Source organism: Nocardioides sp. YIM 152315 (assembly GCF_029210375.1).
Taxonomy (GTDB): domain Bacteria; phylum Actinomycetota; class Actinomycetes; order Propionibacteriales; family Nocardioidaceae; genus Nocardioides.
Genome location: NZ_JARGER010000029.1, coordinates 20,287 through 33,179, shown reverse-complemented (window position 1 = coordinate 33,179; position 12,893 = coordinate 20,287). Strand labels below are relative to the sequence as shown.

Here is a 12,893-nt window from a genome sequence, read left to right as displayed (position 1 = left end):
GCTCAGACGCGGAACCGATCGAACATGCGGTACATGAAGGCGGTGCCCTTGCGCAGCGCGTCGACGTAGATCCCCTCGTTGTTGCCGTGCATCGCGACGAGCTGGTCGTTGTCGATGACGTAGGGGTAGACGCCGTAGCCCGGGATGTGGTGCTCGCGCCAGGGTTGCAGGCTGGTGCCCGCCTCGAAGAGTGCCGGTGCGAACACCGCGTGCGGGTAGGTCGCGGCTGCCGCCTTCTTGATCGCGCGGTAGAGGGGTGTGTCGAGGTCGGCGGGCCGGGTGGCCCAGGACTTGTCCAGCTGGTCGAGGTACTCCGCCTCGGAGGTTCCCTCGGGTCTCGCGAGCGCCACCCTGACGTCCCGGTGGGCGAGCTGCGACCGGACCTGCTTCAGGAAGGCTCGTGGCTTCTGCCCTCCCGGGATGCCGCGACAGTTGACCCGCACGTGTGCGGTCGAGGGGATGACGTTCTCCTTGTAGCCGGCGTCCTCGATGACGAACGCGGTCGTGGTCCGCAGCAGTGCCGAGTGCAGCCACGGGTAGTCCGAGCGCGCCACGACCACGCGCGCCGCCCGCTCCCGCGTGTCGTGCGAGCGGGCGTGGAGCAGCATTCTGATGGCCTTGGCGAAGGCCCGGTCGTGGGTGGCCCGGGCGAGGGCTGCGAAGTACTCCCTCGTCACCGGGGTCAGGTGGATCGGCGCGAGCCAGCCGGCGAGTTCGTCGACGGCACGCGAGAGCTTCACGATCGCGGCGTTCGGGTTCGGCTTCGAGGAGTGCGTCGCGACACCGCGCGCGGTGAGGTCGAGGTTGAAGTACACCTTGTCCTGACGCGTCACGGTGATCAGCATCGGTGTCGTCCGGTCGTGCTGCGCCAGGAACCAGCCGCCCTCGGTGAGCACCATGCCCGCGTCGAGCTTGTCCCAGTGCTGCTCCGCAAGCCAGCTCGACCCGTACTCGCCGGCCTCCTCGTCGCAGTCGGTGAGCACGATGATGTCGCGCTCGAACTGACCACCCTCGTCGATGTGGCGCAGCAGGGCCGACACCGACGCGGCATCCATGCCCTTCATGTCGAGTGCGCCGCGACCGAAGATCTGGCCCTTCCTGACGGTGCCGACGAACGGATCGGTGCGCCACCGCTCCTTCTCGACCGGCACGACGTCGGAGTGCCCCAGGATCAGCACCGGCGCCGCCGAGGTGGTGCCCTTGATCCGAGCGACCAGGTGGACGTTGTCCGGCTGCGGGGTGGGGATGATCTCCGTGGAGACGCCGGCGGCGTCCCACACCCCCTTGAGCATCTCGGCGAACGGTCGCGTCTTGCCGCCCGTGCCGAAGTTCTGGGTGTCGTAGGAGATCATCCGCTTGAGCAGATCCAGGGAGTCCAGATCGGCTGGAGCAACATTGACCGCCGGCGGGCTGGCCAGAGCACTGGAGCCGTCGAAGACCCGGCTCCCCGTGAGTCCGACTGCGCCCACCCCGGCCAAGCCGCCCAGGAGCGAACGACGGCCGAGCATCTGGTTCGAAAGTAACCGCCCCATCTTCATTGCCTTCCCGAGAAGAGATGTGGAACTCCACAGGAACCAACGGGCGGCGTCCCCGTCAACGCGACGGCCCTCCCCATTCTGCGAGTGGTCGCTCGGGGCCGACCAACGGACCACCTCGACGGTGGTCGTCCGGGCCGGAGCTCGCGGCCGGGCGCGTCAGTCGAGGTTCAGGCGTACGTTCAGGCGTACGGCGATGGTGGTGCTGCCCCGTCGGCTGTCGAGACGGACGGCGCCCCCGTGTGCGGTCACGATCGCCTGGACGAGGGCGAGCCCCAGGCCGGCACTGCCGTCGCGATGGCGGGCGGCGTCGCCGCGGGTGAACCGCTCGAACGCCGTGCCGACCAGCTCGGGCGGGAAGCCGGGGCCGTCGTCGTGCACGTCGAATCCGTCGGGGTGCGCCGTCACGGTCACCGTCGTGCCCTCGGGGGTGTACTTGCGCGCGTTGGTCAGCAGGTTGGTCACGACCTGGTGGAGCCGCTGGGCGTCGCCGGTCACCTCGACCGGCTCGCCGTCCGCGGGCAGGGCGACCTGCCACCGGCGTCCCGCGTCGACCACGCGGGCGTCGTCGACCGCCTCGACGAGGAGGCGGGAGAGATCCACGCGGTCGTGGGAGAGCGGTCGGCCCGCATCGAGACGCGCGAGCAGCAGCAGGTCCTCGACCAGCGCGGTCATCCGCCTCGACTCGTCCTCGACCTTCGCGAGGGCGGTCCGGGTCGTGGTGGCGTCGCCGTGGCGCCGGGCGAGCTCGGTGTAGCCGGCGATCGTCGTGAGCGGGGTCCGCAGCTCGTGGGAGGCGTCGGCGACGAACTGCCGGACCTGCTGCTCGCTGCGGTAGCGCGCGGAGAGCGAGCTCTCGACGTGGGCGAGCAGGGTGTTGAGCGCCGTGCCGACCCGGCCCACCTCGGTGCGCTCGTCGGTGAGGTGGTCGGGCACCCGCTCGGTGAGGTCGACCGCGCCGGAGTCGAGCGGGCGCTCGGCCACCGCGTTCGCGGTCGCCGACACCTCGCGCAGCGGCCGCAGCTGACGGCGTACGACGACCAGCGCGGTGCCCGCCGCGACGAGCACCGCGAGAAGGGCGAAGAGCACCTCGAGCGACACCAGCCGCGTCAGGGTGTTGTCGACCTGCTTGTCGGGCAGCCCGGCGACGACGGTCCCGCCGGGCACGTCCTCGGCCCGGACCCGGTAGCCGCCCAGGTCTGCCACGTCGACGCTGTGGGCGTGCCCGTCTGCAGGGACGTCGGTGAGGTCGGCGATCTGGTCGTCGGTCAGCTCCACGAGCCGGCCCCGGCCGTTCGCGCCCGTCTCGGCAACCACCCCGCTCGGGTCGCGGTCGTCCGGCAGCTCGACCCGCAGGGTGCCCAGCCCGGTCCCCGGCCCGCCGGGAGGCGTCCGGAGCGCCTGCTCCACCTGCTGGTCCAGCTGGTCCTGGAGATAGCTGCGCATCGCCAGCGTGGTGGCCGCGCCGATCAGCACCGAGACGGCGAGCACCAGGACCACCGTCGTCAGCACCAGCCGCGAGGTGAGTGAGGCGAGGTGTCGTCTCATGTCGCCGGCTTCAGCACGTAGCCGGCGCCGCGGACGGTGTGGATCATCGGCTCGCGCCCGGCGTCGATCTTCTTGCGGAGGTAGGAGATGTAGAGCTCGACGACGTTCGCCTGGCCGCCGAAGTCGTAGTTCCAGACGCGGTCGAGGATCTGGGCCTTGCTGAGCACGCGACGCGGGTTGCGCATGAGGAAGCGGAGGAGCTCGAACTCGGTCGCCGTCAGCTGCACCTCGGCTCCGGCGCGCGTCACCTCGCGGCTGTCCTCGTCCAGCACCAGGTCGCCGACCACCAGGGCCGGGCTGCCGTCGGCCGCCACGGCCACGCCGGCACGACGTACGAGGGCGCGGGTGCGGGCCACCAGCTCCTCGAGGGAGAACGGCTTGGTGACGTAGTCGTCCCCGCCGGCGGTGAGCCCGGCGACCCGGTCCTCGACCGCGTCGCGCGCCGTCAGGAAGAGGACCGGCACGGTGGGGTGCGCGGCGCGGATCCTGCGGAGCACCTCCAGGCCGTCGAAGTCGGGGAGCATCCAGTCGAGCACGACGACGTCGGGCCGCTCGGCCCGCGCGGCGCCGACCGCCTGGGCGCCCGTGTGTGCGGTGTCGACCGACCAGCCCTCGTACCGCATCGCCATCGTCACGAGCTCGGCGATGTTGACCTCGTCGTCGACGACGAGCGCGTGCAGCGGCGCACCGTCGGCGCGGGTGAGCGGAGAGACGGCAGGGTCGTTCGCGGGCACGGCCCGAGTCTGCCGGTGGTTGCTGTGAGCCCGCTGTGTGCCGCCTGTGGGTACGGCGCCGATCAGCCGGCCGCACCCGGGGCGACGAGCCCGGACTGGTAGGCGAAGACGACCAGCTGGGCGCGGTCGCGCGCGCCGAGCTTGGTCATCGCCCGGCTGACGTGCGTCTTGGCGGTCATCGGGCTGAGCACCATCCGCTCGGCGATCTCGTCGTTGCTGAGGCCGTGCGCGACCAGGGCGACCACCTCGCGCTCCCGGTTGGTGAGGACGCCGGGGTCGGCGGAGTCCAGCGCGGTCGCCGGGCGGGTGGCGAACTCGCTGATCAGCCGCCGGGTGACGCCCGGCGAGAGCAGCGCCTCGCCGCGGACCGTGACCCGCAGCGCCTGCAGCAGGTCGGCGGGCTCGGTGTCCTTCACCACGAACCCCGAGGCACCGGCGCGCAACGCGTTGAAGACGTACTCGTCCAGCCCGTAGTTGGTCAGCATCACGACCTGGACGTCCGCAAGCCGGTCGTCTGCGACGATCCGGCGGGTCGCCTCGATGCCGTCCATCGCCGGCATCTGCACGTCCATCAGCACGATGTCGGGCCGGTGCTCGACGGCGAGCTCCACCGCCGCCCGACCGTCGCCGCCCTCGGCGACGACGGCGATGTCGTCCTCGGCGTCGAGCAGCGCCCTGATCCCGCTGCGGATCAGCGGCTGGTCGTCGACCAGCACCACCCGGATCACCCTGCTCACCCGGCCACCGGCAGCTCGGCGAGCACCGCGAACCCCCGGATCGCGCCGGGCGCCGCCGTCAGCGTGCCGCCGAGCGCCGTGACCCGCTCGCGCATCCCGATCAGACCGTAGCCCGGCACCGGCGGCTGTCGCGACCCCGCGCCGTCGTCCTCGACCAGGACGGTGAGGCAGTCCGACCCGTAGGTGATCTGCACCGACGCGGTCGCGTCGCCGGCGTGCCGGGTGACGTTGGTCAGCGCCTCCTGCACGACGCGGTACGCCGCCTGGTCGACGTCGACCGGCAGCGGTCGCGCCTGGCCGCGGACCGACAGGGTGGTGCGCAGGCCCGACGACTGCGCGCGCTCCACCAGCGCCGGGACCCGGTCGAGCCCGTTGCCGTTGGCGTCGTCCTCGCGACGCAGCACCTCGAGCGTCGAGCGCAGCTCGCGGACGGCGTCGCTGCTGGCCTCCTCGATCGCGAGCAGCGCCTCCGACGGCTCCTGGCCGCTCTTCCTCGCCAGGTGGGTCGCGACCCCGGCCTGCACCTTGATGACCGAGATGCTGTGGGTGAGCGAGTCGTGCAGCTCGCGCGCGATCCGCAGGCGCTCCTCGACCGCGTGCCGGCGCGCGACCTCGTCGCGGGTCCGCTCGGCCTCCTCGAGACGGCGCTCGACCTCGCGCACGTAGACGTGCCACTGCACGAACGAGAGGACGCCGACGACCCCCGAGACCAGCCAGCCGATCCCGTAGAACCGGCGCCATCCACGATCGGTGCGCATGCACCGAAGCGTAGGGCCGATGAGCGGATCGTGCGTCCGGCCGGGGGAGTAGCTCGTGGCTACTCCGCGGGCGGTAGGGACGCGGTCGCCACCGGCCCGTCAGGTTCGTCGCCGCTCGATCGTCGTAGGGATGTGACCGACGAGCGCCGCGCGGAACGGCGCGGGAGTACGCCGCGGCGCCTCCCCGCGTCGTACTCGCGGCTCGGCGTCGCACCCGCGAGAGGAGCGCGGAGTGACGCCCCACGGGCGACGCGGTCACGGTGCCGGTCGCGACACGATCGGCGGACCGAGCAGACGAACGAGGAGAGAGCGATGAGTGTGTACGAGACCGACCTCGGCACCGACGTGGTGCGGCCCGGCGACCCCGGGTACGACGACGCGGCCCGGGTGTTCCTGGCGACCGGAGAGCCTGCCTGCATCGTGCGGCCCCGGGGCCCCGACGAGGTCGCGGCCGCCGTCGCCCACGCCGCACGCCACGACCTGGCGGTGTCCGTGCGTTCCGGCGGCCACAGCCCGGTGGGCCACGGCACGAACACCGGCGGCATGGTGATCGACCTGACCCACCTCGGCGCGGTCGAGGTGCTCGACACCGAACGTCGCCTCGTGCGCATCGGTGGCGGAGCGACCTGGGGCCGGGTGGCCGCCGCCGTGGAGCCGTACGGTTGGGGGCTGACCGCCGGCGACACCAGCGACGTCGGCGTCGGCGGGCTGACCCTGGGCGGCGGGATCGGCTGGATGGTGCGCCGGCACGGCCTGGCCATCGACAACCTGGTCGGCGCTCGGGTGGTGACCGCGGACGGCCGGCTGCTGACCGCCTCCCACGACGAGCACCCCGACCTCTTCTGGGCGCTGCGGGGCGGAGGGGGCAACTTCGGGATCGTCGTCGACTTCGACTTCGTCGCCCAGGAGGTGGCCACGGTCCACCACGGGACCGTCACCTACCAGCTCGACGACGCCGGCCGGCTGATCCGCCGCTGGCGCGACGTCATGCGCGCCGCGCCGGAGGAGCTCTCCAGCACGCTGGTGCTGGCGCCCCGCATGCCCGACGTCCCGCCCACTGCGATCCTGCTGCTCTGCTACGCCGGAGATCCCGGCAGCGGGCAGAGCGAGGCCGACGCCGCGATCGAGCCGCTGCTCGAGCTGGGCGAGGTGCGGGAGGCGAGCATCACCGAGCGGCCGTACGCCGAGATCCTCGAGCACGCCCAGCACCCGCCCGGTCTGCGGATGGTCGCGCGCAACACGCTGGCCCGGGAGCTGGGCGAGGAGGTCATCACCGCGATCGCCTGGGCCCACGCCGGCGCCGCGCCGACGGCATTCGCGCTGCGCAGCCTGGGCGGGGCGTTCGGGCGGGTGCCGGCCGACGCGACCGCGTTCGCCCACCGCGACGCCGAGGCGATGGTCGTCTGCGGTCTGATGCTGCCGGCCGCCGCGTCGGAGGAGGACGTCGACCGGGCGCTCCGGCCCTGGCGGTCGGTGGCCGCGCTCGGCGCCGGCACCTACGTCAACTTCCAGGGCTCGGCCGACCCCGAGGACGTGGCGGCGGCGTACCCGCCGGCGACGTACGACCGGTTGGCCGCCGTCAAGCGCCGCTACGACCCGGGCAACCTCTTCGCGCTCAACCACAACATCGCGCCGGCGACCACGGACGAGGCCGAGGGGCCGGCGGCGTGAGGACGCCTACTCTCCCCAGCCCATCGGGAAGACCTCGAACGACGCGGCGAGCGCCGTGCCGAGCCGCTGACCGGTCTGCCGGGAGAATCCCTCCAGGAACTCCCGGGGATCCCAGTTCTCCCAGCCCAGCCCGTCGATGTAGGCGCGGTGGGCCTCGAGCGAGGCGACGCCCGCGTCGAAGGTCTCGGTCGTGTCGACCGCGTGGGTCGCCTGCGGCGAGCCGGCCGCCCACACCGCGCGGACGCCGCCCCACGGCTCGAGCCCGTCGGTGAGCTGCTCGGGGAAGACCCATCGGTTCCCGGCGTCGCGCACCGCGTCGACGACGGCGCGGCCGGTCGCGATGTGGTCGGCCTGGTTGAGGTTGAGCCCTCCCCAGGTGTCGCGGAAGTTGCCGGTGATCACGATGTCGGGGCGGTGCCGGCGCACGACCTCGGCGATCGTGCGCCGCAGCGGCACGCCGTACTCCACGATCCCGTCGGGCTGGCCGAGGAACTCGACCTGCGACACCCCGACGATGCGCGCCGACTCGATCTGCTCGGCCTCGCGCACGCGTCGGCACTCGTCGGGCGACATCGCGTCGATGCCGGCCTCGCCGGAGGTCACCATGCAGTAGACGACGTCCTTCCCCTGCCCGGTCCACCGGGCGACCGCGGCCGCCGCACCGAACTCCAGGTCGTCGGGGTGGGCCACCACGCACAGCGCCCGCTCCCAGTCCTCGGGCAGCGCTTCGAGCTTCTCGGGTTCCATGACACGAGCATGGCAGGCCACGGGCAGCGATCGGTACGGCTTGACATGCAGCCAAATGGCTGCATGTAATGGTGGCGTGGACCCGGTGTTCAGGGCGCTCGCCGACCCGACCCGCCGAGCACTCCTCGACCGGCTCGAGGAGCGCAACGGTCAGACCCTCGCCGAGCTGTGCGACGGGCTGGCGATGGCGCGGCAGTCGGTGAGCAAGCACCTCCGCCTGCTCGAGGACGCCGGCCTCGTGACCACGCACTGGCGCGGCCGGGAGAAGCTGCACTTCCTCGATGCCGCGCCGATCAACGCCATCGCCGATCGGTGGCTGAGCCGCTACGACCGCCGACGCGCGCAGGCGCTGGCGGACCTCGAGACCGCACTGGAGGCAGCACCGATGAACGAGTTCGTCTACACCACCTACATCCGCACGACCCCCGAGACGCTGTGGGAGGCGCTCACCGACCCGGCATTCACGAGCCGCTACTGGGGCGTCGAGCTGACGTCCGACTGGCAGGTCGGATCGGTCGTTTCGTGGCGGTTCTCCGGCGTGACCATGGCCGACGAGCGGGGTGTCGTCGTCGAGTCCGACCCGCCGCGGCGGCTCGCCTACCACTGGCACCCGATCACGCCGGAGTTCGGCAAGGCCATCGACCTCAGCGACGACGACGTGACCCGGCTGGCCGCGGAGCCGCGCTCGCTGGTCACCTTCGACCTCGAGCAGCAGGGCGAGCTGGTCCGGCTCCGCGTCACCCACGGCGGGTTCGCGGAAGGCAGCGAGCTCCTGCCGGGCATCAGTGAGGGCTGGCCGGCAATCCTCGCCAGCCTCAAGACGCTGCTCGAGACGGGCAAGCCGCTGCCGGCGTGAGCGGTCCTCGACTGGGTACCTCCCGTCCGTGGGTGAGGTGCGCGTCGGCATCTCCGGCTGGACCTATGCCGGCTGGCGCGGCGACTTCTACCCGCGCGGACTCCGCCAGCGCGACGAGCTCCGCTACGCCGCCGAGCGGCTCGGCACGGTCGAGATCAACGGGTCGTTCTACTCGCTGCAGCGGCCCACGTCGTACGCCACGTGGCGGGACGCGACACCCGACGACTTCCTCTTCGCCGTGAAGGGCGGTCGGTTCGTCACCCACATGAAGCGGCTGCGCGACGTCGAGACCCCGCTCGCCAACTTCTTCGCCTCCGGCGTGCTGGCCCTCGAGGGACGTCTCGGCCCCGTGCTGTGGCAGCTGCCCGAGAGGCTGCCCTACGACGCCGATCTGCTCGCGTCGTTCTTCGACCTGCTGCCGCGCACGGTCGGCGCCGCCGCCGCCCTCGCCCGGCGTCATGACGGCAAGGTGCGCGAGGACCGCGCGCTCACGCGGGCGCCGCGCGGTCACGCCGACCGGCCGATCCGGCACGCCCTGGAGTTCCGCCACGAGTCCTACTGCACCGACGAGGCCTTCGCACTGCTCCGCGAGCACGACATCGCGTCCGTCGCCGCCGACTCGGCGGGCCGCTGGCCGCGGGCCGAGGTCGTGACCAGCGACCTCGCCTACGTCCGGCTCCACGGCGACCAGGAGCTCTACGCCAGCGGCTACACCGACCGCGCCCTCGACACCTGGGCGGAGAAGATCGCGTCCTGGTCCCGCGACGCCGACGTCGTCGTCTACTTCGACAACGACGCCAAGGGCCACGCCCCGCACGATGCCCTACGCCTCATCGACCGCCTGGACGCCGGTGGTTGAAGAAGGGGCGCCAGCGCATGTCGAACCCGGTGGTTGAGGAAGGCGCGCCAGCGCCTGTCTCGAAACCACCGCCCGGGGCCACACACTAGGCTCTGCCGCGCGAGGGCCCAGCCCTCAGCGGGGCGGTAGCTCAGTCGGTCAGAGCAGAGGACTCATAATCCTTGGGTCGTGGGTTCGAGCCCCACCCGCCCCACGCGGCCAGCGTGAAGCCCGAACACCAAACCCGGACACCAAGCCCGGACATGCGTCAGCCCGCTGGCGTCTCGGGTCACCAGCGGGCTGACACGACAAAATGTACCGACCCCGACCAAAGTCGGCGGCGCCTTGCGCAAACCTTGCGCGTACGTCGGCCGGCTGTACGGATCGACGGAGACCGCGCCGAGACTTGTGCGGCACGACGAACATCCACCGGGGTCGCGTTCCTACGGTGGGGCGCCATGAGCACCCTGCCCGAGGTGAAGGCGTGGATCGCCGAGCAGCTGCCGGCGCTGATCGAGAAGTACGACGTCCCCGGCGCCGCCGTGGCCGTCCTCGCGGGAGGCGAGGTCGTCGACCACGCCGCCGGCATCCTGAACAAGGCGACCGGGGTCGAGGCCACGGCCGACTCGCTCTTCCAGATCGGGTCGGTCACCAAGCTCTGGACGAGCACGCTGGTGATGCAGCTCGTCGACGAGGGCAGGGTCGACCTCGACGAGCCGATCCGCACCTACCTGCCGGAGTTCGCGATCGGCGACGAGGGTGCCGCCGCGGTGATCACCGTGCGGATGCTCCTCAACCACACCTCCGGCTTCGAGGGCGACATCTTCACCGACACCGGCGTTGGTGACGACTGCGTCGAGAAGTACCTCGGGGTCCTCGGCGAGGTGCCGCAGCTGTTCGCGCCGGGGGAGCAGTTCTCCTACAACAACGCCGGCTACTGCGTGCTGGGCCGGCTGGTCGAGGTGCTGCGCGACAAGCAGTACGACGCCTGCCTGCGCGACCACCTCTTCGCGCCGCTCGGGCTCACCCACGCCGCGGCCAGTCCCTACGAGGCGATCATGTTCCGCGCCGCGATGGGCCACGTCGAGCTCGAGCCGGGCACCGGATTCGAGCCCGCACCCGTCTGGGCGCTCGCCCGCTCCAACGCCCCGGCCGGCGCCATGCTCGCGATGCGCCCGCGCGACCTGCTGAGGTTCGCCGAGATGCACCTGGCCGACGGCAAGGCGGCCGACGGGACCCAGGTGCTCGCGGCCGGCACCGCCGCCCGGATGCACGCCCGCGAGGTGGACCTCCCGTACCTCGGCGTCATGGGCGACTCGTGGGGGCTCGGCTTCGAGCGGTTCGACACCCCCGACGGGGAGATCATCGGCCACGACGGCAGCACGATCGGCCAGAACGCCTTCCTGCGGATGGTGCCCGACGCCGGCGTCGCCGTCGCGCTGCTGACCAACGGCGGCGACACCGTCTCGCTCTACCACGACATCGCGGGACACGTCCTCGCTCAGCTCGCGGGCGTCGCCCTGCCGCCGCTGCCGAAGCCGCCGGCGTCGCCGGAACGCATCGACGCGAGCAGGTACGTCGGCACCTACTCCGCCGAGGTGGCCGACCTGGTCGTGAGCCAGGACGACGACGGCCGGATCTGGCTCGAGCAGACCCCGAAGGGGCTCTTCGAGGAGCTCGGCGAGAAGCCGGAGCGACGCGAGCTCGTCCACTTCCGCGGCGACAGCCTCATCAACGTCGAGCCCGAGCAGGGTATGCACATCCCGCACGCGTTCGTCGGTGACGACGGCGCCGGCCACGCGCTCTACCTCCACATCGGACGCGCCGTCCGGCGCGCCGGCGCCTGACCAGACACCTGAGAGCAAGGAACCGCCATGAAGCTGCAGACCGCACTGGGCAGGTCGCTGGGCACGTCATTGGCCCTCGGCGTCACCGCCGCACTCCTCGCCGGCTGTGGTGGGAGCGACGGCGACTCCGACCCGGGCGGGGACGGGAACGGGGCCAGCCAGTACGCCGACGGCGGCACCTTCACGATGGCGCTCAAGGGCGACCCGGGGAAGCTGGACCCGCAGTCCTCGGCCAGCAGCCAGCTCTTCACCGTCAACCAGCTCGCCTACGACAACCTGCTCTCGGTCGACGCCGAGAGCGGTGAGATCGAGTCGCAGCTGGCGACGGAGTGGGCCGTCGACGGCAAGACCGTCACGCTGACGCTGGCCGACGGCATCACGTGCGCCGACGGCAGCGAGTTCACCGCGTCCACCGTGGCCGACAACATCGCCTACGTGGGCGACCCGAAGAACAAGAGCGCCTACCTCGGCGTCTTCCTGCCGGCCGGCGCGACCGCGAAGGCCGACGACGCGGCCGGCACGGTGACGCTCCAGCTGGCGCAGCCCGCGCCGTTCGTCCTCAACGGCCTGGCGAGCCTGCCGATGGTGTGCGACTCCGGCATGAAGGACCGCAAGTCGCTGGCCGACTCGACCGCCGGCACCGGCCCCTACGCGCTCACCGAGGCCGTGCCCGGCGACCACTACACCTACGAGATCCGCGACGGCTACACGTGGGGGCCGAACGGCGCGACGACCGACGAGGAGGGCATGCCCGACACCGTCGTGATGAAGATCGTCGAGAACGAGGGCACCGCCGCGAACCTGCTCGTCGCCGGTGATGTCAACGCCGCGCAGGTCATCGGACCCGACGTCAAGCGCCTCGACGCCCAGGGCCTGTTCGCCGCGGAGACGCCCGCGCTGCAGGGCGAGCAGTGGTACAACCACAACGACGGGCACGAGACCTCCGACGCGCAGGTGCGGATGGCGCTGACCCAGGCGCTCGACCTCGGCGAGCTCGCTTCGGTGTCGACCGCCGACGCGGGCACGCCGGCGACCACGCTCGCGGCCATCGAGCCGGTCTCCTGCCCCGGTGACTCGGTCTCCGGCTCGCTCCCGGCCCAGGACGTCGACGCCGCCAAGGCCGTGCTCGCCGGCAAGGAGTTCACGTTCCTCTACTCCAGTGCCGCCGGCAGCGCGGTCGCCGCGGCCGCCGAGCTCGCGGTCCAGCAGTGGGAGGCCGCCGGCGCCGAGGTGACGGCGAAGGGCGTCGACGAGACCGCGCTCCAGGGCGCGATCTTCGGCACCGGTGACTGGGACATCTCGTGGGTCCCGCTCAACGTCAACAGCCCCGACCAGCTCGTTCCCTTCCTGTCGGGACCGGGCCTTGCCGACGGTGGCACCAACTTCTCCGGGATCGACAACGCCGACTACGCCGCGGGCGTCGAGGAGGCGAGCGCGCTGCCGGGCTCGGAGGGCTGCGACGCCTGGCTCGCCGCCGAGTCCGCGCTGGTCGCCGCCGCCGACATCGTGCCGTTCGCCAACAACCTGGTGAAGACCTTCGGCAACGGCGCGGAGTTCGAGACGCCCGGCCAGCTCGTGCCGACCAGCATCCGGATGCTGGCCCAGTGACGGACACGGTGAGC

General features: G+C 72.0%; 11 protein-coding genes and 1 tRNA gene. 6 read left to right on the top strand and 6 right to left on the bottom strand.

Going from position 1 to position 12,893, the window contains the following annotated elements; all coding sequences use genetic code 11:
* Positions 1-2: 2 nt before the first annotated feature.
* From PZ894_RS09670 to PZ894_RS09650, 5 genes are all read right to left on the bottom strand, one after another.
* Positions 3-1,508, bottom strand: coding sequence for a M20/M25/M40 family metallo-hydrolase (locus PZ894_RS09670; RefSeq protein ID WP_275744304.1), 1,506 nt, complete (start codon positions 1,506-1,508; stop codon positions 3-5).
* A gap of 186 nt (positions 1,509-1,694) precedes the next feature.
* Positions 1,695-3,083, bottom strand: coding sequence for a HAMP domain-containing sensor histidine kinase (locus tag PZ894_RS09665; RefSeq protein ID WP_275744303.1), 1,389 nt, complete (start codon positions 3,081-3,083; stop codon positions 1,695-1,697).
* On the bottom strand, positions 3,080-3,817 hold the full coding sequence (locus tag PZ894_RS09660; RefSeq protein ID WP_275744302.1) for a response regulator transcription factor: 738 nt from the start codon (positions 3,815-3,817) through the stop codon (positions 3,080-3,082). Before PZ894_RS09660 ends, PZ894_RS09665 begins: the two co-directional genes overlap by 4 nt.
* Positions 3,818-3,879: 62 nt before the next feature.
* A complete protein-coding gene (locus PZ894_RS09655; protein WP_275744371.1) occupies positions 3,880-4,545 on the bottom strand; it encodes a response regulator transcription factor in 666 nt (221 codons plus the stop codon).
* 5 nt (positions 4,546-4,550) lie between these two features.
* A complete protein-coding gene (locus PZ894_RS09650; protein ID WP_275744301.1) occupies positions 4,551-5,312 on the bottom strand; it encodes a sensor histidine kinase in 762 nt (253 codons plus the stop codon).
* A gap of 312 nt (positions 5,313-5,624) precedes the next feature.
* Between PZ894_RS09650 and PZ894_RS09645 the strand changes: the two genes are divergently transcribed.
* Positions 5,625-6,983, top strand: a complete 1,359-nt coding sequence (locus tag PZ894_RS09645) for an FAD-binding oxidoreductase (RefSeq protein ID WP_275744299.1) — start codon at positions 5,625-5,627, stop codon at positions 6,981-6,983.
* A gap of 6 nt (positions 6,984-6,989) precedes the next feature.
* Here PZ894_RS09645 and PZ894_RS09640 read toward each other — a convergent pair whose 3' ends face one another.
* A complete protein-coding gene (locus PZ894_RS09640; RefSeq protein WP_275744297.1) occupies positions 6,990-7,730 on the bottom strand; it encodes a PIG-L deacetylase family protein in 741 nt (246 codons plus the stop codon).
* A 76-nt stretch (positions 7,731-7,806) separates the two neighbouring features.
* On the opposite strand from PZ894_RS09640, the gene PZ894_RS09635 reads away from it, so the two are divergent.
* The 5 genes from PZ894_RS09635 to PZ894_RS09615 all read left to right on the top strand — a co-directional run bounded on the left by PZ894_RS09635 (position 7,807) and on the right by PZ894_RS09615 (position 12,879).
* The gene (locus PZ894_RS09635) at positions 7,807-8,586 is read left to right on the top strand and encodes a metalloregulator ArsR/SmtB family transcription factor (protein ID WP_275744295.1); all 780 of its coding nucleotides are present in this window, start codon (positions 7,807-7,809) and stop codon (positions 8,584-8,586) included.
* A 28-nt stretch (positions 8,587-8,614) separates the two neighbouring features.
* A complete protein-coding gene (locus tag PZ894_RS09630; RefSeq protein ID WP_275744293.1) occupies positions 8,615-9,445 on the top strand; it encodes a DUF72 domain-containing protein in 831 nt (276 codons plus the stop codon).
* Positions 9,446-9,564: 119 nt separating this feature from the next.
* A tRNA-Ile gene (locus PZ894_RS09625) sits at positions 9,565-9,638 on the top strand.
* A 244-nt stretch (positions 9,639-9,882) separates the two neighbouring features.
* Complete coding sequence (locus PZ894_RS09620; RefSeq protein ID WP_275744291.1) at positions 9,883-11,271, top strand: serine hydrolase domain-containing protein; 1,389 nt, start codon at positions 9,883-9,885, stop codon at positions 11,269-11,271.
* A 27-nt stretch (positions 11,272-11,298) separates the two neighbouring features.
* Positions 11,299-12,879 carry an ABC transporter substrate-binding protein gene (locus tag PZ894_RS09615; protein ID WP_275744289.1) on the top strand — a complete coding sequence of 527 codons (1,581 nt, stop codon included), beginning with the start codon at positions 11,299-11,301 and terminating at the stop codon, positions 12,877-12,879.
* Positions 12,880-12,893: the final 14 nt, after the last annotated feature.